Annotated in this window: 25 protein-coding genes; 7 read left to right on the top strand and 18 right to left on the bottom strand. The window is 70.9% G+C overall.

The features are described from left to right. Positions 1-39: 39 nt before the first annotated feature. The 7 genes from WD026_RS06425 to WD026_RS06395 are packed head-to-tail and all read right to left on the bottom strand — an operon-like array spanning position 40 to position 6,633. Positions 40-1,515 carry a VWA domain-containing protein gene (locus WD026_RS06425; protein ID WP_425722797.1) on the bottom strand — a complete coding sequence of 492 codons (1,476 nt, stop codon included), beginning with the start codon at positions 1,513-1,515 and terminating at the stop codon, positions 40-42. Continuing rightward, positions 1,500-2,858, bottom strand: coding sequence for an AAA family ATPase (locus tag WD026_RS06420; protein ID WP_425722796.1), 1,359 nt, complete (start codon positions 2,856-2,858; stop codon positions 1,500-1,502). Before WD026_RS06420 ends, WD026_RS06425 begins: the two co-directional genes overlap by 16 nt. 2 nt (positions 2,859-2,860) lie before the next feature. Continuing rightward, positions 2,861-4,045, bottom strand: a complete 1,185-nt coding sequence (gene bktB, locus WD026_RS06415) for a beta-ketothiolase BktB (protein ID WP_425722795.1) — start codon at positions 4,043-4,045, stop codon at positions 2,861-2,863. A gap of 59 nt (positions 4,046-4,104) precedes the next feature. After that, positions 4,105-4,686 carry a histidine phosphatase family protein gene (locus WD026_RS06410; protein WP_425722794.1) on the bottom strand — a complete coding sequence of 194 codons (582 nt, stop codon included), beginning with the start codon at positions 4,684-4,686 and terminating at the stop codon, positions 4,105-4,107. Positions 4,687-4,702: 16 nt separating this feature from the next. Next, positions 4,703-5,470: an SDR family NAD(P)-dependent oxidoreductase gene (locus WD026_RS06405; RefSeq protein ID WP_425722793.1), complete on the bottom strand. Its 768-nt coding sequence runs from the start codon at positions 5,468-5,470 to the stop codon at positions 4,703-4,705. Between the two features lie 21 nt (positions 5,471-5,491). Beyond that, positions 5,492-6,142 (bottom strand): RluA family pseudouridine synthase, encoded by a 651-nt coding sequence (locus tag WD026_RS06400; RefSeq protein ID WP_425722792.1) that lies wholly within the window; start codon positions 6,140-6,142, stop codon positions 5,492-5,494. Then, complete coding sequence (locus tag WD026_RS06395) at positions 6,139-6,633, bottom strand: pyridoxamine 5'-phosphate oxidase family protein (RefSeq protein ID WP_425722791.1); 495 nt, start codon at positions 6,631-6,633, stop codon at positions 6,139-6,141. Before WD026_RS06395 ends, WD026_RS06400 begins: the two co-directional genes overlap by 4 nt. 59 nt (positions 6,634-6,692) lie before the next feature. On the opposite strand from WD026_RS06395, the gene WD026_RS06390 reads away from it, so the two are divergent. Further along, complete coding sequence (locus tag WD026_RS06390) at positions 6,693-7,691, top strand: tRNA dihydrouridine synthase (RefSeq protein WP_425722790.1); 999 nt, start codon at positions 6,693-6,695, stop codon at positions 7,689-7,691. After that, a complete protein-coding gene (gene gshA / locus WD026_RS06385; protein ID WP_425722789.1) occupies positions 7,688-9,265 on the top strand; it encodes a glutamate--cysteine ligase in 1,578 nt (525 codons plus the stop codon). Before WD026_RS06390 ends, gshA begins: the two co-directional genes overlap by 4 nt. 115 nt (positions 9,266-9,380) lie before the next feature. Here gshA and WD026_RS06380 read toward each other — a convergent pair whose 3' ends face one another. Beyond that, positions 9,381-9,863, bottom strand: coding sequence for an SRPBCC family protein (locus tag WD026_RS06380; protein ID WP_425722788.1), 483 nt, complete (start codon positions 9,861-9,863; stop codon positions 9,381-9,383). A 117-nt stretch (positions 9,864-9,980) separates the two neighbouring features. Here WD026_RS06380 and ylqF point away from each other — a divergent pair, with 117 nt between their 5' ends. After that, positions 9,981-10,919: a ribosome biogenesis GTPase YlqF gene (gene ylqF, locus WD026_RS06375; protein ID WP_425722787.1), complete on the top strand. Its 939-nt coding sequence runs from the start codon at positions 9,981-9,983 to the stop codon at positions 10,917-10,919. Positions 10,920-10,923: 4 nt separating this feature from the next. Here ylqF and WD026_RS06370 read toward each other — a convergent pair whose 3' ends face one another. From WD026_RS06370 to WD026_RS06360, 3 genes are all read right to left on the bottom strand, one after another. Beyond that, positions 10,924-11,499 carry a DUF4399 domain-containing protein gene (locus WD026_RS06370; RefSeq protein WP_425722786.1) on the bottom strand — a complete coding sequence of 192 codons (576 nt, stop codon included), beginning with the start codon at positions 11,497-11,499 and terminating at the stop codon, positions 10,924-10,926. A 61-nt stretch (positions 11,500-11,560) separates the two neighbouring features. After that, on the bottom strand, positions 11,561-11,980 hold the full coding sequence (locus WD026_RS06365; protein ID WP_425722785.1) for an RcnB family protein: 420 nt from the start codon (positions 11,978-11,980) through the stop codon (positions 11,561-11,563). A gap of 100 nt (positions 11,981-12,080) precedes the next feature. Beyond that, positions 12,081-12,710: a DUF938 domain-containing protein gene (locus WD026_RS06360; RefSeq protein WP_425722784.1), complete on the bottom strand. Its 630-nt coding sequence runs from the start codon at positions 12,708-12,710 to the stop codon at positions 12,081-12,083. A gap of 27 nt (positions 12,711-12,737) precedes the next feature. On the opposite strand from WD026_RS06360, the gene WD026_RS06355 reads away from it, so the two are divergent. Continuing rightward, the gene (locus WD026_RS06355) at positions 12,738-13,373 is read left to right on the top strand and encodes a hypothetical protein (protein WP_425722783.1); all 636 of its coding nucleotides are present in this window, start codon (positions 12,738-12,740) and stop codon (positions 13,371-13,373) included. Here the strand turns inward: WD026_RS06355 and WD026_RS06350 are convergent. Beyond that, positions 13,370-13,690, bottom strand: a complete 321-nt coding sequence (locus WD026_RS06350) for a nucleotidyltransferase family protein (protein ID WP_425722782.1) — start codon at positions 13,688-13,690, stop codon at positions 13,370-13,372. The genes WD026_RS06355 and WD026_RS06350 overlap by 4 nt on opposite strands. Before the next feature lie 127 nt (positions 13,691-13,817). Between WD026_RS06350 and WD026_RS06345 the strand changes: the two genes are divergently transcribed. Further along, positions 13,818-14,570 carry a tRNA-uridine aminocarboxypropyltransferase gene (locus tag WD026_RS06345; RefSeq protein ID WP_425722781.1) on the top strand — a complete coding sequence of 251 codons (753 nt, stop codon included), beginning with the start codon at positions 13,818-13,820 and terminating at the stop codon, positions 14,568-14,570. Further along, a complete protein-coding gene (gene pcp, locus WD026_RS06340; RefSeq protein WP_425722780.1) occupies positions 14,560-15,174 on the top strand; it encodes a pyroglutamyl-peptidase I in 615 nt (204 codons plus the stop codon). The genes WD026_RS06345 and pcp overlap by 11 nt, the downstream gene beginning before the upstream one ends. A gap of 174 nt (positions 15,175-15,348) precedes the next feature. Here pcp and WD026_RS06335 read toward each other — a convergent pair whose 3' ends face one another. The 6 genes from WD026_RS06335 to WD026_RS06310 form a co-directional block, all read right to left on the bottom strand. Beyond that, complete coding sequence (locus WD026_RS06335; protein WP_425722779.1) at positions 15,349-15,693, bottom strand: DUF86 domain-containing protein; 345 nt, start codon at positions 15,691-15,693, stop codon at positions 15,349-15,351. Next, the gene (locus WD026_RS06330; RefSeq protein WP_425722778.1) at positions 15,683-15,991 is read right to left on the bottom strand and encodes a nucleotidyltransferase family protein; all 309 of its coding nucleotides are present in this window, start codon (positions 15,989-15,991) and stop codon (positions 15,683-15,685) included. Before WD026_RS06330 ends, WD026_RS06335 begins: the two co-directional genes overlap by 11 nt. A gap of 86 nt (positions 15,992-16,077) precedes the next feature. Then, a complete protein-coding gene (locus tag WD026_RS06325) occupies positions 16,078-17,919 on the bottom strand; it encodes a glutamine--tRNA ligase/YqeY domain fusion protein (RefSeq protein ID WP_425722777.1) in 1,842 nt (613 codons plus the stop codon). A 41-nt stretch (positions 17,920-17,960) separates the two neighbouring features. Continuing rightward, positions 17,961-18,293, bottom strand: a complete 333-nt coding sequence (locus WD026_RS06320; RefSeq protein ID WP_425722776.1) for a hypothetical protein — start codon at positions 18,291-18,293, stop codon at positions 17,961-17,963. Then, the gene (locus WD026_RS06315; protein ID WP_425722775.1) at positions 18,290-18,964 is read right to left on the bottom strand and encodes an RNA polymerase sigma factor; all 675 of its coding nucleotides are present in this window, start codon (positions 18,962-18,964) and stop codon (positions 18,290-18,292) included. Before WD026_RS06315 ends, WD026_RS06320 begins: the two co-directional genes overlap by 4 nt. Further along, complete coding sequence (locus tag WD026_RS06310; protein ID WP_425722774.1) at positions 18,961-19,446, bottom strand: DUF3106 domain-containing protein; 486 nt, start codon at positions 19,444-19,446, stop codon at positions 18,961-18,963. Before WD026_RS06310 ends, WD026_RS06315 begins: the two co-directional genes overlap by 4 nt. A gap of 178 nt (positions 19,447-19,624) precedes the next feature. Between WD026_RS06310 and WD026_RS06305 the strand changes: the two genes are divergently transcribed. Continuing rightward, entirely contained in the window at positions 19,625-19,990 is a 366-nt protein-coding gene (locus WD026_RS06305) for a hypothetical protein (protein WP_425722773.1), read from the top strand. Positions 19,991-19,992 lie beyond the last annotated feature (2 nt).

Below are 19,992 nucleotides of genomic sequence, written 5' to 3'. Positions count from 1 at the left end.
GAGGTCTCCTCGTTGGGGGGGCGAAAAAGGGGTGAAGTGTCACGCAGAAGGCGTGCGCCGGATGGCGTTGGGGAAATACAGGGCGGTCAGGCTGGCGCTGTGCACCGGCGAAAAGCCTTCGGCCGTCACCGTGCCGCCGATGGCGTGGCGGCGCCAGTCCTGCACCCAGTGCAGGCTGTCGCACACCTCCACCAGGCCCACGGTCTCGCGGTCGCCGATCAGGATGCCGTGCACCCGCAGGCCCAGCCGGGCCTTGGCGTCGCGCAGCAGGGCCAGGGTGTGGTGGGTGACGCCGAACTCGCCGTCGCTGACGATGAGGATGTCGGCGTCTTCCCAGCCGGTGTCCTGCACCCGGTCGATGGCGACCTCGATGGGGGTCTGCACGTCGGTGCCGCCGTCGAAGCTCTGGCCCATCACGTCGAGCAGGCGCTCCAGCCCGTCGGGGCTCAGCGCCAGTTCGCGCTCCAGCAGTTCGTCGTGCCCGCCAAAGGCCAGCAGCCGGCAGCCGCGCCGGCCGGTCTGGGCGCTGCGCAGGGCCTGCAGCACGCAGGCCTTGGCCACGTTCTCGGGTGCACCACGCATGGAGCCCGAGGTGTCGAGGCAGACGATCATGGGCCCGCGCCCGGCCGGGGCCGGTTGCGGCCGCCGGGCCTGCGGCTCGGGCCGGGGCCGGGGGCGCTGGCTGGGGTGGGGTGCACGGTCGTCGTAGCTCTGCAGCTGCGCCTCGGCAAAGCGGGCCCGCCACAGCCGGCGCAGGGCGGGGTGGGTGAGGTTGAGGCTTTCGCTTCCGGTCATGCGGGCCAGGTCGCGGGCGCGGCGCACGCCGTCCACCGATTGCGGTTCGGGCCGGCGCTCCTGCTCGTCGGCCGGGTGGCGTGCCGCGCCGGTGTGTGGCAGCGGATCGGGCCGGGGCTGCTGCGCCGGGGGCTGGCGCGGCTCGGCGCTGCGGCGGCCCACGCCGTCGATGAAGGCGGCCAGGCGCGGCAGGCGCTGCAGCAGGGCACCGATGCGCTGCGCCTCGCGCCATTCGCGCCGGCTGAGCTGGCCCTGCAGCTCGTCCCAGCGCAGGTGCGCCAGATCGCCCAGCGACTGCAGCAGCGCCATCACCTCGTCCCAGCCCTTGCGCTGCAGGTCCCAGCTGTCGCGGAACTCGCCGGCCATGCGCTCGATGGCTTCGCTGCGCGAGACGCCGGGCGCCCGGTCGATCAGGCGGTCCAGGTGCCACAGCAGGCTCTGCATGACCTGCAGCGACAGCGGCTCGCTGCCCTGGGTGAGTTCGGTGAGGTCCAGTTCGGCCAGCAGCGGGCGCAGCGCCTGGGTGGCCTCGGGGTCGCCCAGATCGGCCTGCGCCGGGGGCAGGGCGCCGTCCAGCAGGGCCTGGCGCCAGCGGACCAGATCGGGCAGGCGTTGTTCGGGAGTGCCGCTGCTGCACACCACGGCCCAGCGCCACAGTTCGCGTGGCAGGGCATCGAGCCGGTGCCACGGCCGGTCGAATCGGGTCAGGCCACCGTCCATGCCACCGGGGCGGGTTGGGCGGGGGGCAGTGTGGCGTCCACCGGCAGCGCGGCAAAGCCGTCGCGGTGGGTCTGCAGGGCGGTGCGCAGGCCGTGCAGGCGCTGCAGGCGTTCGTGGTGCACGCTCTCGATCTGCGCGCGCCACGAGGGTGGCAGCCAGTCGTGCGCGGCGGCCGCACCCAGCACCTGATCGGCCGTGGCCTGCACCAGCGCAGTCAGCTCGCCGAGCTGGGCCAGCAGCTCCTCGCATTGCCGCGTGCGCGCCTCGATGTGCACCGGGCTGTAGCGCCGGTGGGCACGCTCGCTGGTGATGCGCACCAGTTCGCTCTGGCCGGCCTCGGGGCCGGCAATGGCCTTGGCCAGGGCCAGCTTGCCGGCGCTGTCGTCCTGGGCGTCGGCCGGGGCGCGGCGTTCGATGTCGAGCTGCTGCTCGAAGGCCAGCACCGCGCGCTCCAGCCCGTCCATGGGCAGCGGGCCGGCCTCGGCCACCCGGTGCAGGAAGAGTTCGGTCCAGCCCGGCACCTGGGCCGGTTCGTGGGCCAGCACAAATGGCAGCAGCCACAGGTCCCAGGCGCTCACCGTGGGGGCCTCGCGGCTGGCGGCCTGCACCCGCAGCAAGGCCACCAGCTGGCGCCAGCGCCGGTCGGACACCGGCTGCCCGGTGCGGGCCGCGTGTTCCCGCGCCAGGCGCAGCAGGGCGCGGACGTCATCACCCAGGGCCACGCCCGTGGCGGCCTGGCGCACGGCGTGCAGCTGGTCCAGCGACAGGCTGGCCGGGGGTGCGGCGGCGGTGTCGGCGTCCAGCAGGGCGTCGAAGTGCGCGTCGTCCACCGGCTGCACCGGCACGCGCAGCAGGAAGCGGTCGTGGAAGGCCAGCAGGCTGTCGTCCTGCGGCGGTTCGTTGGTGGCGCCCACCAGCGTGATCAGGGGCGCTGCGATGCGCTGGCTGCCGTTGTCGAACAGGCGTTCGTGCAGCAGGCCCAGCAGGGTGTTGAGGATGGCCGAATTGGCCTTGAAGACCTCGTCCAGAAAGGCCACCTCGGCATCGGGCAGGTAGCCCTCGGTCAGGCGCTCGTAGCGGTCGGCCTCCAGGGCCTTGAGGGAGAGCGGGCCGAACAGTTCTTCGGGCACCGAGAAGCGGGTGAGCAGGCGTTCAAAGTAGCGCGTGCCCGGCAGCAGCCGCTGCAGCCGCCGCGCGAGTTCGCTCTTGGCGGTGCCCGGCGGGCCGATGAGCAGCAGGTGCTCGCCAGCCAGGGCCGCCAGCAGCAGCGCCCGCGCCGCCACGTCGCGCTGCAGCAGACCGTGCTCCAGCACGGCCAGCGGTGCGGCCCAGCGGCGCTGCATGGTCACACGCGCTCGAAGATCGCGGCGATGCCCTGACCGCCGCCGATGCACATGGTCACCAGCGCATAGCGGCCGTTGATGCGCTGCAGCTCGTGCAGGGCCTTCACGGTGATCAGCGCGCCGGTGGCACCGATGGGATGGCCCAGCGAGATGCCCGAGCCGTTGGGGTTGACCTTGGCCGGGTCCAGGCCCAGGTCGCGGGTGACGGCGCAGGCCTGGGCGGCAAAGGCTTCGTTGGCCTCGATCACGTCCAGGTCGTTGACGGTCAGGCCGGCCTTCTGCAGCGCCAGCTTGGTGGCCGGCACCGGGCCGATGCCCATGTACTTGGGGTCCACGCCAGCGTGGGCGTAGGCCACCAGGCGGGCCAGGGGCTGGATGCCGCGGGCCTGGGCGGCACCGGCTTCCATCAGCACCACGGCGGCGGCTGCGTCGTTGATGCCCGAGGCGTTGCCGGCGGTGACGGTGCCGTTTTCCTTCAGGAACACCGGCTTGAGCTTGCCCAGGTCTTCCAGGGTGGCGTTGGGGCGGAAGTGCTCGTCGGTGTCATAGGCCACCTCGCCCTTGCGGCTCTTGAGCATGACCGGGACGATCTGGCCCTTGAAGCGGCCTTCCTCGGTGGCGCGCTGGGCGCGGTTGTGGCTCTCCACGGCCAGGCGGTCCTGGTCTTCGCGGGTGATGCCCCACTTGGCCGCGATGTTCTCGGCGGTCACACCCATGTGGATGGTGTGGAAGGGGTCGTGCAGGGCGCCGACCATCATGTCGACCAGGGTGGCGTCGCCCATGCGGGCGCCCCAGCGGGTGTTGAGGCTGGCAAACGGGGCGCGGCTCATGTTCTCGGCGCCGGCACCGATGGCGATGTCGGCGTCGCCCAGGGCGATGCTCTGCGCCGCCGACACGATGGCCTGCAGGCCCGAGCCGCACAGGCGGTTGACGTTGAAGGCCGGCGTGCCTTCGCCGCAGCCGCCGTGGATGGCGGCCACGCGCGAGAGGTACATGTCCTTGGGCTCGGTGTTCACCACATGGCCGAACACCACATGGCCCACGTCCTTGCCGTCCACGCCGGCGCGGGCCAGCGATTCGCGCACCACGTGGGCGCCGAGCTGGGTGGGGGGAACGTCCTTGAGGCTGCCGCCGAAGGTGCCGATGGCGGTGCGCACGGCGCTGGCGACAACGATGTCTCGGGTCATGGGGGGATCTCCGCTGAAAGCTGGGGTTGAGGGATACCCGCCATGGTACGCGGAGCGCCTCAGAAGGCCTGTCGCGCCAGCAGCCGCAGCCGCTCGGGCTGGCGGGGGTCGAAACGGGTCACGAACACCTCGCCGCTGGCCGGGAATTCGCCGGTCAGGGCGGTCATGTTGACCTGGTGGGTCACCAGCATCCAGTTGGCCGGCGCCTTGAGGCTGGCCACCGCCTGCAGCACGGCGCGGGTCTGGCTGGCCCGGTCGCCGACCTGGAAGAAGGAGTTGAGGGGCGACCACACGGTGTGGCGGCCGAAGGCGAGTTCGGCCGTGTCCACACAGCGGCACCAGGCGCTGCTGCGCACCTCGGCCAGTTCGACCCGCTCGGCGCGGAAGCGCTCGCCCAGGGCGCGCGCCTGGGCCCGGCCGGCCTCGCTCAGGTTGCGCTGGCTGCTGCAGTCGTCCAGCCGGAAACCGGGCGGGTCGCCCACGCCGGCCACGGTGACGGCATGGCGCATCAGCACCACGCAGCCGCCAGCGCGCAGCAGGTCCCAGAAGTTCGCGGCCGGCGTGGCATCGGTCTGGGCGTGCAGGGCCGTCGGCAGGGCCAGGGACAGGGCCGAGGTGGCCAGGAAGTCGCGTCGTTGCATGGGGGCTCCTTGGGGGTCAGGCGTCGCGCACGTCGGCCACCGGGTGCTGGCCGAAGTCGGGTCGGTCCAGCCAGGCCAGCACCCGGGCGGCGGCTGCGTCGGGTGGTGTGAGCTGGCCGCCGCGCTGCAGTTCCACGAAGCGGGCGCGGTCGGGGAAGGTGGCGGCATCGGCCCCGCGCAGGTGCACCTGCATGTCGGTGTCGATCACGCCGGGGGCCAGCGACACCAGCCGGGCGCCGTGCAGCTGCTGCGCCTGGTCGAGTGCGGCGCAGCGGGTGAAATGGTCCAGTCCGGCCTTGGCCGCGCAGTAGGGCGCCTGCGAGGCCATGGGGTAGCGGCCCAGGCCGGAGGAGATGTTGAGCACCTTTCGTGGCCCGCGCCAGCCCTGGTTCACCCAGCGCGCGGTGGCGGCCAGGAAGGCGCCGGTGAGCAGCATGGGCGCCTCCAGGCCCACCCGCAGGGCCTGGGCCACTTCGGTGGCGGGCACGGCTTCCAGCGGCGCCACGGCGGGAATGAGGCCGGCGTTGTTGATGAGGGTGGCGCTGTGCACCCGGGCCGGCACCTGGTCGGCCAGCCACTCGCCCAGGCGCCGGGCCACGGGTTCGGCCTCCGTCAGATCGACCGGCCACTGCAGCAGCGGCGCGCCCAGGGCATCGGCTTCGGCCTGGAGTTCGGCATTCGTCCGGCGCGACAGGCAGAGCAGCAGCCGGTCGGGCGACAGCAGCTGCCGCGCCATGGCCAGGCCCATGCCCCGCGAGGCGCCGGTGAGGAGGGTGATGTGCATGGCGAGGGGTCCGGGGCAGGTTCAGAACGGGCAGGGGCTGTGGAAGGTGAGCGTCTGGCCACCCACCGGGTGCGGCAGCGACAGCTCGCAGGCGTGCAGCAGCAGGCGGCCCGACCAGCCCTGCTGTTCGCTGGTGGCGTACAGCGGGTCGCCCACGATGGGGTGGCCGATGGCCTGCAGGTGCACCCGCAGCTGGTGGGTGCGGCCGGTGACGGGTTCGAGTTCTACACGGCTGGTGATGACCGGGCGGTGTGCCGGGGCATCGGGCTGCCAGGGTGGTGCGTCCAGCCGGTGCCAGCGCGTGAGGCTGGGCTTGCCGTGCTGGTGGTGCACGATGCTGCGCGGCCGGTTGAGCCAGTCGATCATGAGCGGCAGGTCGATCTCGCCCTGTGCATCGGCCAGCTCGCCCGCCACCACCGCCTGGTAGCGCTTGTGCACCCGGCGCTTTTCGAAGGCCATGCTCAGGGCCCGCTGCATGGCCAGTCCGCGTGCCATGACCAGCAGGCCCGAGGTGGCCATGTCCAGCCGGTGCACGATGAGCGCATCGGGCCACAGGGCCTGGGCGCGGGTGCTCAGGCAGTCCTGCTTGTCCGGGCCTCGCCCGGGCACGGCCAGCAGGCCGGCCGGCTTGTCCAGCACCAGCAGGTGCTCGTCGAGGTACAGCGGGGTCATGGACGGCCGGCGGCCAGGGTGGCGCGCAGGTCGGCAGCGTCGATGCGGCGGGCCGCACCGAAGCCGGCGATCTGCCGGCCTTGCAGCGGGTGCAGCAGCACGAAGCGGAAGTCGGGCAGCTCGGTCATGGCGGCGGCATCGGGAAAGCGCGCCAGGTAGTCCTGGCGGGCGGCGATCAGGGCGTCGCCGCTGGCGGTCTCGGCCTGCACCGACAGGCTCACGCGGTGCAGCGCGTGCACCGGTTCACCGTCCACCTCGCCGGCGTCGATCAGCACGGCGGCGCGCGGGTCGGCCTGCATCTGCGCGGTGTGGGGTGACAGCGCGCTGACGTGGATCACCAGGCACTGCAGCGCCGGGCTGACCGCATACGGCACCAGCGACACGGCCGGTGCACCGGTCTCGTCGCGTGTGGCCAGGGCGATGGTGCGGCGCTGCCAGAGCATCTGGCGCAGGGCATGGGTGAGCCGGGGTTCGTGGGTGGGTGCGTTCATGCATCGATGCTAAACCTCGGCCGGGGAGGGGCCGGCGACCTGCGGGGACAATACGCCCCATGCTGCTGCTGGCCCCCATGGAAGGATTGCTCGACGCCACCCTGCGCGATGTGCTCACGCGCCTGGGCGGCATGGACCGTTGCACCAGCGAGTTCATCCGCATCACCCACATGCTGCTGCCCGAGCGCTCGTTCACCCGCGTGGTGCCCGAGCTGCTGCAGGGCGGACGCACCCGGGCCGGCGTGCCGGTGCGCCCCCAGCTGCTGGGTTCCGACCCGGCCTGCATGGCCGACAACGCCGCCCGTCTGGCCACCTTCGATCCGCCCGGCATCGACCTGAACTTCGGCTGCCCGGCCAAGACGGTGAACAACAGCCGGGGCGGCGCCATCCTGCTGGATGAGCCCTGGCTGGTGCACCAGATCGTGCGTGCGGTGCGGCGTGCGGTGCCGGCCCACCTTCCGGTCTCGGCCAAGATGCGCCTGGGCTTCAACGACGATGCCCGCGCCGAGGACAACGCCCTGGCCATCACCGAGGCCGGGGCCAGCGAACTGGTGATCCATGCCCGCACCAAGGCCGACGGCTACCGCCCCCCGGCCTGGTGGGAGCGCATCGCCCAGGTGCGCGAGTCGCTGCCCGAGCAGCGCCCGGTGCTCATTGCCAACGGCGAGATCTGGAGCGTGGCCGACGCACAGCGCTGCCGGGCGGTCTCGGGCTGCGAGCACCTCATGATCGGACGCGGCCTGGTGGCCGACCCGGGCCTGGCCCGCGAGCTGGCCGGTGGTCCGCCGGCGGCCTGGGGCGAGATCGAGCCGCTGCTGCTGCCCTTCTGGGAGCAGGTGAGCGCCCGGGTGGAGCGGCGCCACCGGGCCGGGCGCCTGAAGCAGTGGCTGAACTACCTGCGCCGCCGGCATCCGGGGGCGCAGCAGGCGTTTGACGAGCTGCGGCTGTCCAACGATGCGGCCTTTGTGGAGGCCTGGCTGGCCGGGCGCGCCGCCTGCAGAAATGCGGCAACCGTGTTAACTTCTGCGCCCCTGTTGCCGACACCCGATCCCGTATGACTTCCCTGCCTTCCCGTCTGGACGCCCTGGGCAACGAGCGCCTGGCCGGCATGCGCCGAGGCCTCGAGAAAGAGAGCCTGCGTTCCCAGCCGGACGGCAAGCTGGCCCTGACCCCGCATCCGGTGGCGCTCGGCAGTGCGCTGACCCACCCGCACATCACCACCGACTACAGCGAATCGCAGCTCGAACTCATCACCGGGGTGCATGCCAGCGTCGAATCGACCCTGGCAGAACTCACCGAGGTGCACCAGTACACCGTGCGCACCCTGCGCAGCCAGGGCGGTGCGGCCGGCGAAGAAATGCTCTGGGCGTCCAGCATGCCCTGCGGCCTGCCCACCGACGAGACCATCCCGCTGGGCCGCTACGGCAGCAGCAACGTGGGCCGTGCCAAGAGCGTCTACCGCATGGGCCTGGGCCACCGCTACGGCCGGCGCATGCAGACCATCTCGGGCATCCACTACAACTGGTCGCTGCCCGGTGTGGACAACGATGGCTACTTTGCCCTCATCCGCAACTTCCGCCGCCACGCCTTCCTGCTGCTCACGCTGTTCGGCGCCTCGCCCGCGGTGTGCTCCAGCTTCGTGGAGGGCCGCCAGCACGAACTGCAGCCCGTGGGCAGCTGCGGCACCCTGCACATGCCCCACGGCACCTCGCTGCGCATGGGCCGCCTGGGCTACCAGAGCGAGGCCCAGGCCACGCTGGCGGTGAGCTACAACGGCCTGGAGGGTTATGCCGCCTCGCTGCACGACGCGCTCACCCGCCCCTGGCCGGCCTACGAGGCCGTGGGCATCCGCAACCCGGGCGGCGACTACAACCAGCTCGCCACCACGCTGCTGCAGATCGAGAACGAGTTCTACGGCACCATCCGCCCCAAGCGGGTCATCTTCCCCGGCGAGCGTCCGCTGCACGCGCTGCGGGAACGCGGTGTGGAATACATCGAGGTGCGCCTGCTCGACCTCAACCCCTTCGAGCCCATCGGCATCTCGGCCAGCACGCTGCGTTTCATCGACGTGTTCCTGCTGCACTGCCTGCTGTCCGACAGCCCGCCGGACACACCGGCCGAGATCCGCGAGCTGGCCCACAACCAGCACCTCACGGCGGCCCGGGGCCGCGAGCCCGGCCTGCAGCTCATGCGCGGCGGGCAGCCGGTGGCGCTGGTGGACTGGGGCACCGAGATCATCGACCAGCTCATGCCGCTGGCCGAGCGGCTGGATGCCCTGCACGGCGGCCCCGAGCATGTGATGGCGGTGTCGCAGGCCCGCGAGGCCCTGCATGCCCCCGAGACCCTGCCCTCGGCCCGCGTGTTGCGCGCCATGGCCCAGCAGCACGACAACTCCTTCATCGGTTTCGTGCGGGCGCAATCGGCCGAGATCCACCGCCAGCTGCTGGCCCTGCCCTGGAGCACCAAGCAGCAGGCCCGGTTCGAAGCCATGGCGGCGCAGTCGGTGCTGGACCAGCGCGCCATCGAGGCGGCCGACTCGCTGCCGTTCGAGATCTACCGCCAGGAATACGTGTCGCCGCAGCGGCTGGGCCGTCCGCGTCAGGCAGCCTCCGAGGCCCTGCCCATTCCTTGAGCAACCCAGAAAAGGTCCTTGTGCCACAGGCACTTGCCGCACCCGTACACGGCTGACCCGGACTTGTCCACACCCTTGTCCCCATTTTCCGGGGACAACTGTGCAGCCGGGTCGATCAGGCCTCGCCGCCGAAGCGCTTGATCAGGTTGGCGATGTACTTGTCGACCAGCTTCTCGAACTCGGCCTCCACCACCGGGGCCACCACCATCTTCATCAGGCCGGGCAGCGGCACGTCCACCGTGCCTTCGATGGCGAGTTCGAGCGAGGTGGTCTTGCCCTCGCCGGTGATCTTCCAGTGGCCGCCCACCAGGGCGTTGCCTTCGCCCTTGACCGGCGTCCACTTGACGGTGCCGGTGCCCTTGGCGGCGTCGAACTTGCTGGTGTACTTGCTGGCATACACCGTCTGGATGTTGACCTGGGCCGTGCCCACCTTTTCCATTTCCCAGCGGTAGACGCCGCCACCCAGGTCCACCAGCTGCTCCACCTTGGGGAAGTGGCTGACCGATTCCGGCACGTCGGACAGCACCGCAAACACATCGGCCGCCGCGGACTTGACGGCGAACTCGTAACCCAGATCGATCTTGACGGTGATGCTCATGTGGCTCTCGGCTGAAGGGATGCGGACCATTCTAGGCAGCGCCCCCGGCCCCGGCGCTCGGGGCTTACACCAAGGCGGGCAGGGCACAATCCCGGCTCCGCCAACACGAACAAGTCCATGAGCATCCAGTGGTTCCCCGGTCACATGCACCTCACCCGCAAGGCCATTGCCGAGCGGGTCAAGGCCATCGACGTGGTGATCGAGATGCTCGATGCGCGCCTGCCGGGGTCGAGCGCCAACCCGCTGCTGGCCGAACTCACCGGCCACAAGCCCACGCTGAAGGTGCTCAACAAGCAGGACATGGCCGACCCGGCGCGCACCGAGCAGTGGCTGGCCCACTACCGCGCCCAGCCCGGCACCCGGGCCATTCCGCTGGATGCCAGCCACACCTCGCCGGCCCGCGCCCTGGTGGCCGAGTGCCGCGAGCTCGCCCCGCTGCGCGGCGGCATGGTCAAGCCGCTGCGGGTGCTGATCTGCGGCATTCCCAACGTGGGCAAGAGCACGCTCATCAACACCCTCATGGGCAAGCGCGCGGCCAAGACGGGTGACGAAGCCGGCGTGACCCGCAACGAGCAGCGGGTGGCCCTGGCCGACGACTGCTACCTGTTCGACACGCCCGGCGTGCTGTGGCCGCGCATCGTGGTGCCCGAGAGCGGCACCCTGCTGGCCGCCAGCGGCGCGGTGGGCCGCAACGCCTACGACGACGAGACCGTGGCGCTGGACCTGCTCGATCTGCTCAAGGTGGACTACCCGGCCCTGCTGGAGGAGCGTTACCGCTTCGGCCTGGATCCGGCGGCGCTGGCGCAGGCCCATGCGGATGCGCTGATGGAATCCATCGGCCGCCAGCGCGGCGCCCTGGTGGCCGGCGGCAAGGTCAACCTGACCAAGGCCGCGGAGCTGGTGATCGCCGATTTCCGGCAGGGGCACATGGGGCGCATCACCCTGGAAACGCCGCCGCAGTTTTTGCGCTGGCTGGCCGCCGGTGAAGCGGCCGATGCGGAGCGCCAGAAGCAGCGACCGGACCGGCCCAAGGCCCGGCCGGCCCGCCGCCGCTGAACGTTCACTTCACCGTGATGGTGATGCGCTCGCTGCTCACCACCGGGTGGTGGGGAATGTGGTTCTGGTCGGCCAGCACCAGCTGCAGGGTGTGCACGCCCGGCGCCAGGTTGACCGTGGTCTCGGTCTGACCCAGACCGAAGTGGCGGAAGTTGTCGTTGGCCGGCAGCGGGGCGTTGGCGTCCCAAGCGGCCACGTCCACCAGCAGGTGGTGGTGGCCGGTGCCGGCTTTTTCCAGGCCGGCCGGTGCCACGCCCATGCCGGAGAGGCCGAACACCACCTTCACCGGATTGCTCACCGTCATGCCGTTGCGCAGGTTCAGAAAGTAGACCCGGGCGCCAGGCGCGGAAGCCACCTTCTGGTAGCCGCTGCTCAGCTGGGGTGTGCTGGCCGTGACCTGGGGCGGCGCCGTGGGCGGTGCCTTCATGGCCTGCATCATGGCCATGTGTTCGGCGTGCATGGCGGCGTGGGCCGGATCGTTGTGCATGGCCTGCATGCCGCCGTGGTTCGGTGCGGCGCAGCCGGCCAGCAGGGCGCTGCCGAGGGCGCCGCCGAGGGCGATCAGGGAGAGGTGTTTCATGGAGCGTCTCCTGGGTGGTGGTGACGCGCCAGCATACGCCGCTGCACCATCCCCCGTGCCTTCATCGGCTGAAGATGGCGTGGGCGATCAGCCCGGTGGCCACCGCCACCAGCAGGAACTCGCCGTCCACCTGCACCCACTGATGGCCGCGCGGCGGGGCATACAGATGCCGGTGGTGGCGGTGGTCGATCACCACATGGCGCTGCTGCACCACATGGCGCGGCAGGTACTGGCCCTTGTGCCAGCGCGGCCCGCCCCGGTAGGCGCGCGGGCCGCCGTGGTAGTGGTGGTGTTGCTGGACGATGCGCACATCGGGCCGGTGGTCATGGCGATGGTCGCGCCGGTCATCCCAGCGGTCGTGGCGTTGCTCGTAGCGGTGGTCCCGGCCGTGGCCGCGACGGTCGTCGTCGGCCAGGGCCAGCGTGCCCATGCCGAGCGTGCTGGCAGCGATCACCGAGGTCATGAGTTGGCGAAGGGTCATGGCGGGTCTCCTGTGGATTGCGGAGCCTTCATGCTCGCTGCGCCATGTGAATGCCCTGTCAATGCCGTGCGCCGGCACCGCAAAGACCGGCGGCGGTCTGTTACCCGGCCGCGGTGCGGTGCCGCCAGACCAGCAGCAGGTTGTTGGCCGGCATGCCGATGCGCTGCGCCAGCACCAGCCCGGCGGCCTCGGCCTGCGCCTGCACCTCGTGCAGCCAGCGCAGGCCCCAGGCGGGATCGCGTTCGCGCAGGCTCTGGTCGAAGGCCAGGTTGCCGGGCGAGGTGTCCACCCCGCGCTCCAGGTAGGGGCCGTAGGTGATCAGTGGCCCGGTCGGGCGCAGCACGCGGGCGCTGCCCCGCATCAGGCCGGCACACACCGGCCAGGGCGCGATGTGCAGCAGGTTGGCGCAGTACACCGCATCGAAGCAGGCGGTCCAGTCCGGCCGGGGCGGGCCGGGCCAAGGGGTGGCGGTCACGTCCAGCGGCAATGGCGGGAGCACCGAGGGCAGGTGGGCCGTGCGTGCCGCGATGGCGGGCAGGGTCTGGGCCAGGTGTTCGGTGGGTTGCCAGGTCCAGCCGGGCAGGGCCGGGGCCATGTGTTCGGCGTGCTGTCCGGTGCCCGATGCCAGCTCCAGCAGGGCGCCGCTGGCGGGCAGCAGGCGCTGGAGCTGTTCCAGGATGGGTTGTCGGTTGCGGTCGGCGGCGGGGCTGAAGGGCAGGGTTTCCGGCATGCCCCGATTCTGGCGAGAATGCGCGCCATGGATACCCCCCGCCGCCTGCTTCGCCTGACTTCGGTGATCGGCCTGCTGGCCCTGCTGCAGGGCTGCGCCATGAGCTGGATCCGCCATGCCGCCCCGCAGGACGCCTCCACGCCCGAGTTCACCGTGGTGGCCGGGCGCATGAACTACATCGTCGATGGCCAGTTGATGGCGCCCTACGGCAGTGCCCCGCGCTGGGGCGCGCCCAACCTGATCGCGCTGCGCATGGAAGACGGCAACCCCTATGTGTTTCCGCAGGTCGACGAGGCCACGGGCGCGTTCCGGCTCAAGGTGCCGCCGGGTGCCTATGTGGTGAGCCAGATCGGTCCGCCCATACAGCCCGATCGGCACACCACCTGGCCGCGCCTGGTGCTGTGCGTGCCGACCACCCAGGGCGAGGTGCTGAACGTGGGCCATCTGCAGCTGCAGGGCACCCGCTACCGCGAGACCTACACCCTGAGCACCGGCAGCGAGCAGGTCTCGCAAGGGGTGCGTTACCGGTTCGCGGTGGTGGACGAGGGCGGCCCCGGGCGCCGGTCGCTGTTCCGCGAGGTGCCCGATCTGCCCATCGGCCAGCGGCTGCAGGAGCGCTGGCAGCAGGACAAGGCCGGCCTCATCCGGCAGGTCTGCGGCTAGATCGGCGTCGACCGGGCCAGCAGCCGCTCGCGCACCGTGGTAGGCACGGCCTGCAGCGACACCAGGTCCACCCGCACCCCCAGCAGGCCTTCCAGGGCCTCGCGCAGCGGCGAGGGATCGAACGCCGCGTCGCCGGCCTGGGCCAGCAGATCGATCTCCGTGCCGGGGCTGTCCTCGCCCCGCACCACCGAACCGAACACCCACAAGCCCTCCACCCCGTGTTGCCGGGCCAGCGCCTGCACCTGCGGTCGCAGCCGGTTCAGGGTGGCGGAGGGGCGTTCGGGCGCGGCAGATGGAGGGATCTCGGACAGCGACATGGACATCTCCGATCGGAGGGACATAAGTCTTGATGCAATCATCATTTTTTGATGAATGATCGATTCATTACCCCTTGGGGTAGGGGTTGATCCGCCGAGCGGCGGCCGCCCCGTACCATCCCCGCCCATGACCCATGCCGTTGCCCGCCTGCGCCAGACCCGTCTGGCCGCCAGCACCAAGCCCTTCAATGCCCGCGGCTCCAGCCTGGTGCGCTGCGATGGCTGCCGCCTGCCGGCCAGCCACTGCGTGTGCGCATGGCGCCCCACCGTGCCCACCCGCGCCGGCATGTGCCTGCTCATGGGCGACATCGAATCGCTCAAGCCCAGCAACACCGGCTGGCTGATCGCCGATGTGGTGCCCGACACCTTTGCCTTCGGCTGGTCGCGCACCCAGCCCGACCCCGGTTTCGTGGCCCTGCTGGCCGACCCGGCCTGGCAACCCGTGGTGGTGTTCCCGGGCGATCTGGTGGAGCCGGAGCGGGTGGTGAGCGACCTGTCGGGCCTGAGCTGCGCCGCCCCGGGTGCCGCTGCCTCAGGCGCTGTGGTGCCCGGCCCGCGCCCGCTGTTCGTGCTGCTGGACGGCACCTGGACCGAGGCCCGCAAGATGTTCCGCAAGAGCCCGCATCTGCAAGCCCTGCCGGTGCTCAGCCTCGACCCCGGCCATGCGTCCACCTACCGGCTGCGGCGCTCGCAGTTCGACCACCATTTCTGCACCGCCGAGGTGGCCGCCATGTGCCTGCACATGGCCGGTGACGAAGCGGCGGCCGCTGCGCTGTCGGCCTGGCTGCACGTGTTCAGCCACCACTACCTGCGCTGCCGCCAGAACCAGCCGCCGGACACCGGCAGCGAAGCCCACGCCCAGCTGGGTCATGCCGCCTGATCAGCCCACCGTCCTGCTCACCGGCTTCGACCCGTTTGCCGGTGCCACGCGCAACCCCAGCCGGGAGGCCGTTCAGGCCCTGCACGGCAGGGTGCTGGCGGGCCACCGGGTGCAGGCACTGGAACTGCCCACCGTGTTCGGAGCCGCCTGGGACACCCTGCAGACCGCCCTGGCGACCCACCGGCCTGCGCTGGTGGTGTGCGTGGGCCAGGCCGGCGGCCGCAGCGGTTTTCACATCGAGCGCGTGGCCATCAACGTGGACGACGCCACCCTGCCCGACAACGCCGGCCAGCAGCCCCACAACCGCCCGGTGCTGCCTGGCGCACCCGCGGCCTACTTCAGCAGCCTGCCGCTGCATGCCGTGGTGGACGGCCTGCGCGCCCAAGGCCTGCCGGCCGAGGTGTCCAACAGCGCCGGCACCTTTGTGTGCAACCACGTGTTCTACTGCCTCATGCACGCCCTGGCCACCGAGCCATACATGCAGGGCACGCGCGGCGGCTTCGTGCACGTGCCGTGGCTGCCGGAGCAAGGGAGTCCGGGCATGGCGCTGGCGGATGTGGTGAGGGGGCTGCAAGTGGTGGTGGAAGTCAGCCTGGAGGGCTGAACCATCAGGGGTTGATTCCAATTAAAGGTCTATGTGACCGTGAGTCGCATCAAGACCCATCCGGCAAAGCCCACGTTCGGACCGACCTTGGCACCCAAGCCAAATTCATCGGAAGGTCTTCAGGTGTACGCGCATACACCTTGCAAGTTCAGCTGTTGCCCAAGGTCGCAACGATCAACCCAGCTCGTGCAGCAGCTGTTCAACGGCGCGCATCAAGCCGGGCAAGGCGGTCTGGGTGATGTTCCAGACGGTCTCCGGATTGATCGTGGCGTAGCCGTGAATCAACTGGTTGCGGAAGGCCACGATCTGCGGCACGTCGGGTATCCGCGCAGCAGTGAAGGCATCCACCTTGGCCAGCTGGTTGAGCGCTTCGCCGATGACCTCGAACTTGCGTTCGACCGCAGCCCGAACCAGCTCGCTGCCGACATAGGCCTGAACATCCATGCCGGCCGTGAACGACTGGATGGCCGACGCAGCCTCGCGAACATCCCACAAGAACGCACGCGGATCACGCTGCATACACGGGCTCGCGATGGCGGTTGATGCTGGCCAGCACATAGGGGTTGCGGACCGCACCGGGCTCGACAAGGTCAACATGGCGGCCCAGCAGCTGTTCCAGCTCGGCCTTGGCGCCGTAGAAGCTGCGCAGATCGGGCTGAGCATCGGCCGCAAACTCCACCAGAAAGTCGGCATCACTCGACTCGGGTGCAAAGTCATTTCCACGCGCCGCTGATCCGAACACCTCCAGCCGGCGGATGCCGTAGCGCTGGCAGATGGCCGCTATGGATGTGCGGTGTCGGGCGATGGCGGGGTGCATGGGCGGGAGTGTACTGATGGGCCACCGGGACGGGGAGGGCAATCGGTTGTGATGAATATTCCCAGGCTCTGATTTCGCGGTAACAGTCACTTCCCCCACGAATCCTTCAACCCCGTCACCCGGTTGAACACCACCTTCCCCCCCACCCCGTGGTCCACCCGGTCGGCCACGAAGTAGCCGTGGCGCTCGAACTGGAACTTCTGGTCTGGCTTCGCGGCGGCCAGTGACGGTTCCACGTAGGCGGTCACCACCTTCAGGCTGTCGGGGTTGAGGGCGTCCAGGAAGTTCTTGCCGCCGGCATCGGGTTGCGGGTCGGTGAACAGGCGGTCGTAGAGGCGCACTTCGGCGCTCACGCCGTCGGCCACGCCGACCCAGGTGATGGCGGCCTTGGCTTTGACGCTGTCGGCGCCGGGGGTGCCGCTCTTGGTGCCGGGGATGACCTTGGCGTGCACTTCGGTCACCTTGCCTTGCGCATCCTTGGCGCAGCCGGTGCATTCGATGACGTAGCCGCCTTTGAGGCGCACCACGTTGCCGGGGAACAGGCGCTTGTAGCCCTTGGGAGGCACTTCTTCAAAGTCCTCGCGCTCGATCCACACGGCCTGGCCGATCTGGAACACGCGGTCGGGCGGCGGGGTCTGGCCTTCAGCTATCGCCGAGTGGGGCAGGGCCGGCTGGGTGCAGGGCTCGGTGTAGGTGTCGGACCCGAACACCTCGGCCCAGTTGGTCAGCACCAGCTTGACGGGGTCGAGCACGGCCATGCCACGGTGGGCCTTGTTCTCCAGGTCTTCGCGCAGGCAGCCGTCCAGGGTGCTGTAGTCGATCCAGCTGTCGCTCTTGGTCACGCCGATGCGTTCGGCAAACAGCTGGATGGCCTCGGGCGTGTAGCCGCGCCGGCGCAGGCCCACGATGGTGGGCATGCGCGGGTCGTCCCAGCCGCTCACCTTGTTCTCGTTCACCAGCTGGGCCAGCTTGCGTTTGCTGGTGATCACATAGGTGAGGTTGAGCCGCGCAAATTCGTACTGGCGCGGGGGCGGGGCCTGCAGCAGGCCGCATTCGGTCAGGCGCTCCAGCAGCCAGTCGTAGAACGGGCGCTGGTCTTCAAACTCCAGCGTGCAGATGCTGTGGGTGATCTGTTCCAGCGCGTCCTCGATGGGGTGCGCAAAGGTGTACATGGGGTAGATGCACCAGGCATCGCCCGTGTTGTGGTGGGTGGCGCGGCGGATGCGGTAGATGGCCGGGTCGCGCAGGTTGATGTTGGGCGACTGCATGCTGATCTTCGCGCGCAGCACGGCGGCGCCGTCGGCCAGCTGGCCGTCCCGCATCTCGCGGAAGCGGGCCAGGTTCTCTTCGGGCGTGCGGCTGCGGAAGGGGCTGTCCACACCCGGCTTGTTGAAGTCGCCGCGGTGGATGCGCATCTCCTCGGCCGTCTGTTCGTCCACGTAGGCGTGGCCGGCGTTGATGAGGGCTTCTGCCGCGCGGTACATGAAGTCGAAGTAGTTCGACGCGTAGTACAGGTGATCCTCGGTCTTGCCGTTGAAGCGGCTCTGCCAGCCAAAGCCCAGCCACTGCACGGCGTCCAGGATGGAGTCGACGTATTCCTGCTCTTCCTTCTCGGGGTTGGTGTCGTCGAAGCGCATGTGGCACACGCCGCCGTAGTCGCGCGCCAGGCCGAAGTTCAGGCAGATGCTCTTGGCATGGCCCACGTGCAGGTAGCCGTTGGGTTCGGGGGGGAAGCGGGTGCGGATCTTCGCCGGGTCGGGCACGCCGGCAGCGTGGTGGGCGGCGTCGCCGGGCGTGCCGCCCCAGCGGCGGGTGGCGTAGGTGCCCTGGTCCAGATCCTTCTCGATGATCTGGCGCAGGAAGTTGCTGACCTTGTGTTCGCCCTCAGGGCTGGCGGGGGTGTTGTTCGGGTGCGGGGTGGAGCTCATCCGGCCATTCTAGGCACCCGCATGGCCCCCCGTTGCCGCGCTCAGATGCTGCCCAGGGTGATGAGCTGCAGCACATCGGGCTGCAGCAGTTCTTCCAGCGCCGGGTCGGGGCGGTTGATCCAGGCCACGGCCAGCACCAGGCCCAGGGCCAGGGCGGCCAGTCCCCAGCGCTGGCGGCGCGTGCGGCGTGCCGCCTCGGTGCCGGTCGGGCCCCCGGCGCTGGCGGTCTGCCAGGCCAGCTGGGCCGCATGGCGTTGCGCCCACTGCGCCATCACGCGGTCCTGCAGGGCCTGGGTGGCGGCGGCGTCCGGTGGCGGGCTGTGCTGCAGGCTGGCCTGCAGCCGGCGCTGCAGTTCGGTATCGGACGGGTTCATGCGGTGCCTCCGGGCGTGAGGGCGCTGCGCAGCTGCCGCTTGGCCCGGTGCAGCAGCTGGTGGGCGGCGTTGGCGTCGATGCCCAGGGCCTGGCCGATGGCGGCAGCATCGGCGTCGGCATAGGCCCACAGCGCCAGGGCCAGGCGCTGCCGCGGGGGCAGCCCGGTCAGGGCGGTGTGCAGCTGGTGGTGCTGGCGGGCGGCGTCCAGCGGGTCGGATGTGGCGCTGTCGGCGGCGGGCGGCTGCTGGTCCTGCAGGGCCAGCAGCTCGTCGGGGTCGGTGGCCCATTCGCGGCGGCGGGCCAGCTGGCTGCGGCAGCGGTTGAGCACGATGGTGTGGAAGTAGGTGCCGATCTGCGCCGATTGCTGGTCGTCGGGCCGGGCGCTCCACAGGCGCAGAAAGCTGTCCTGCACCACGTCCTCGGCGTCTTCGTGCCGGCCCAGCACCTGCCGGGCCAGCGCCAGGGCCGGCGGCGTGAGACGGGCCACCAGGGCGCGCGCGCTGGCCGGGTCGCCGCCGGTGGCGGCACGCCATTCGGCCCAGCCGTCCCCGGCCGGGGCCAGGGCGCGGCGGGCGCGCTGCAGCAGGCCCGCCATGGCGGTCAGCAGGCTGTCCGGGTGCAGGGATGGCGCCAGAGGGGAGGCGGGCGGATGTGCGGTGGCGGTGTTCATCGCAGTGGCAGTTTCTCGCGCAGGGCGGCGCGTTCCTCGGGGCTCATTGTCTCCAGCAAGGCGCGGCGCTGGCGCAGCAGTTCGCGCCGCTCCGCCGGGCTCATGGACTGGATCTGTTCCCGGCGCTGTGCCGCCAGTGCCTGGCGCTGCTCGGGGCTGAGCTGTTGCCACTGCGCGCGCGCATCGCCGATCAGGGCCTGGCGCTGCTGTGGGCTGAGGTCCTGCAGCCGCTGGCGCAGTTCGCGCCGAAAGGCCTGGCGCTGCTCGGGGCTGGCGTTCTGCAGCTGGCGGCGCAGGGCTTCGCGCTGGTGGGCCTGCTCCGCCGGGTTCAGGCGCGACCAGGCCTGCGGGTCGGGCACGGCCGGGGCCTGGGCGCGGGCCGGAGCGGGCAGGCTGGCGGTGAAGACCGCTGCGACCAGCAGCGCGGCAACCGACCCGTGCCGGGCCGTGGAGGGTGATGGGGGGCGGATCGCAAGCAGCATGGCGCTGAAACCCGCTTCGAGGCGCGTTCTTACGCACCGGTCGGCAAAACCCGGCCGCTGGCCGGGGCATGGGAAACCACGGCGTAAGCGACGACCGCGTGCGGCGGTTTCAGTGCCAGCCCCGACCACGGGGTGCGCACCGGGATGGTCCCGGTGCCGCGTCTGACCAGGAGTCCCCATGAATCCCGAATCGATGTTTCGCCGAGCTGCCCCGATGGCCATGTTCCTGGCGCTGGCCGCCCTGACCGCGCAGGCCCAGGCCCAAGGCCACTGGCAGGATGCCCAGGCCGACCGGGTGGATGCCCGGCAGGACCACCAGGCCGACCGCATTCGCCAGGGCGTGGCGTCGGGCGAGCTGACCCGGCCCGAGACCGCCCGGCTGGTGGAGCAGCAGCGCCACATCCGTCGCCTGGAGCGGCGCACCGAGGCCGACGGCCAGGTGACCGCCCGCGAAGCGGCCCGGGTGGAAGCCGCACAAGACCGCGCCAGCCGCCGCATCCACCACGCGAAGCACGACGGCCAGGCCCGGCCCCGCGCGCGCTGAGT

It is taken from the genome of Hydrogenophaga sp. R2 (assembly GCF_049843595.1).
GTDB lineage: Bacteria > Pseudomonadota > Gammaproteobacteria > Burkholderiales > Burkholderiaceae_C > Hydrogenophaga.
Note: the sequence above shows the minus strand (reverse complement) of the source record. Positions and strands in the feature narration are given on the sequence as shown.

What these genes read in the sequence shown, in the direction of transcription:
- WD026_RS06425 (WP_425722797.1), bottom strand. Translation starts at nt 1,515, where the DNA reads ATGGACGGTGGCCTGACCCGATTCGACCGGCCGTGGCACCGGCTCGAT.
- WD026_RS06420 (WP_425722796.1), bottom strand. Translation starts at nt 2,858, where the DNA reads ATGCAGCGCCGCTGGGCCGCACCGCTGGCCGTGCTGGAGCACGGTCTG.
- bktB (WP_425722795.1), bottom strand. Translation starts at nt 4,045, where the DNA reads ATGACCCGAGACATCGTTGTCGCCAGCGCCGTGCGCACCGCCATCGGC.
- WD026_RS06410 (WP_425722794.1), bottom strand. Translation starts at nt 4,686, where the DNA reads ATGCAACGACGCGACTTCCTGGCCACCTCGGCCCTGTCCCTGGCCCTG.
- WD026_RS06405 (WP_425722793.1), bottom strand. Translation starts at nt 5,470, where the DNA reads ATGCACATCACCCTCCTCACCGGCGCCTCGCGGGGCATGGGCCTGGCC.
- WD026_RS06400 (WP_425722792.1), bottom strand. Translation starts at nt 6,142, where the DNA reads ATGACCCCGCTGTACCTCGACGAGCACCTGCTGGTGCTGGACAAGCCG.
- WD026_RS06395 (WP_425722791.1), bottom strand. Translation starts at nt 6,633, where the DNA reads ATGAACGCACCCACCCACGAACCCCGGCTCACCCATGCCCTGCGCCAG.
- WD026_RS06390 (WP_425722790.1), top strand. Translation starts at nt 6,693, where the DNA reads ATGCTGCTGCTGGCCCCCATGGAAGGATTGCTCGACGCCACCCTGCGC.
- gshA (WP_425722789.1), top strand. Translation starts at nt 7,688, where the DNA reads ATGACTTCCCTGCCTTCCCGTCTGGACGCCCTGGGCAACGAGCGCCTG.
- WD026_RS06380 (WP_425722788.1), bottom strand. Translation starts at nt 9,863, where the DNA reads ATGAGCATCACCGTCAAGATCGATCTGGGTTACGAGTTCGCCGTCAAG.
- ylqF (WP_425722787.1), top strand. Translation starts at nt 9,981, where the DNA reads ATGAGCATCCAGTGGTTCCCCGGTCACATGCACCTCACCCGCAAGGCC.
- WD026_RS06370 (WP_425722786.1), bottom strand. Translation starts at nt 11,499, where the DNA reads ATGAAACACCTCTCCCTGATCGCCCTCGGCGGCGCCCTCGGCAGCGCC.
- WD026_RS06365 (WP_425722785.1), bottom strand. Translation starts at nt 11,980, where the DNA reads ATGACCCTTCGCCAACTCATGACCTCGGTGATCGCTGCCAGCACGCTC.
- WD026_RS06360 (WP_425722784.1), bottom strand. Translation starts at nt 12,710, where the DNA reads ATGCCGGAAACCCTGCCCTTCAGCCCCGCCGCCGACCGCAACCGACAA.
- WD026_RS06355 (WP_425722783.1), top strand. Translation starts at nt 12,738, where the DNA reads ATGGATACCCCCCGCCGCCTGCTTCGCCTGACTTCGGTGATCGGCCTG.
- WD026_RS06350 (WP_425722782.1), bottom strand. Translation starts at nt 13,690, where the DNA reads ATGTCGCTGTCCGAGATCCCTCCATCTGCCGCGCCCGAACGCCCCTCC.
- WD026_RS06345 (WP_425722781.1), top strand. Translation starts at nt 13,818, where the DNA reads ATGACCCATGCCGTTGCCCGCCTGCGCCAGACCCGTCTGGCCGCCAGC.
- pcp (WP_425722780.1), top strand. Translation starts at nt 14,560, where the DNA reads ATGCCGCCTGATCAGCCCACCGTCCTGCTCACCGGCTTCGACCCGTTT.
- WD026_RS06335 (WP_425722779.1), bottom strand. Translation starts at nt 15,693, where the DNA reads ATGCAGCGTGATCCGCGTGCGTTCTTGTGGGATGTTCGCGAGGCTGCG.
- WD026_RS06330 (WP_425722778.1), bottom strand. Translation starts at nt 15,991, where the DNA reads ATGCACCCCGCCATCGCCCGACACCGCACATCCATAGCGGCCATCTGC.
- WD026_RS06325 (WP_425722777.1), bottom strand. Translation starts at nt 17,919, where the DNA reads ATGAGCTCCACCCCGCACCCGAACAACACCCCCGCCAGCCCTGAGGGC.
- WD026_RS06320 (WP_425722776.1), bottom strand. Translation starts at nt 18,293, where the DNA reads ATGAACCCGTCCGATACCGAACTGCAGCGCCGGCTGCAGGCCAGCCTG.
- WD026_RS06315 (WP_425722775.1), bottom strand. Translation starts at nt 18,964, where the DNA reads ATGAACACCGCCACCGCACATCCGCCCGCCTCCCCTCTGGCGCCATCC.
- WD026_RS06310 (WP_425722774.1), bottom strand. Translation starts at nt 19,446, where the DNA reads ATGCTGCTTGCGATCCGCCCCCCATCACCCTCCACGGCCCGGCACGGG.
- WD026_RS06305 (WP_425722773.1), top strand. Translation starts at nt 19,625, where the DNA reads ATGAATCCCGAATCGATGTTTCGCCGAGCTGCCCCGATGGCCATGTTC.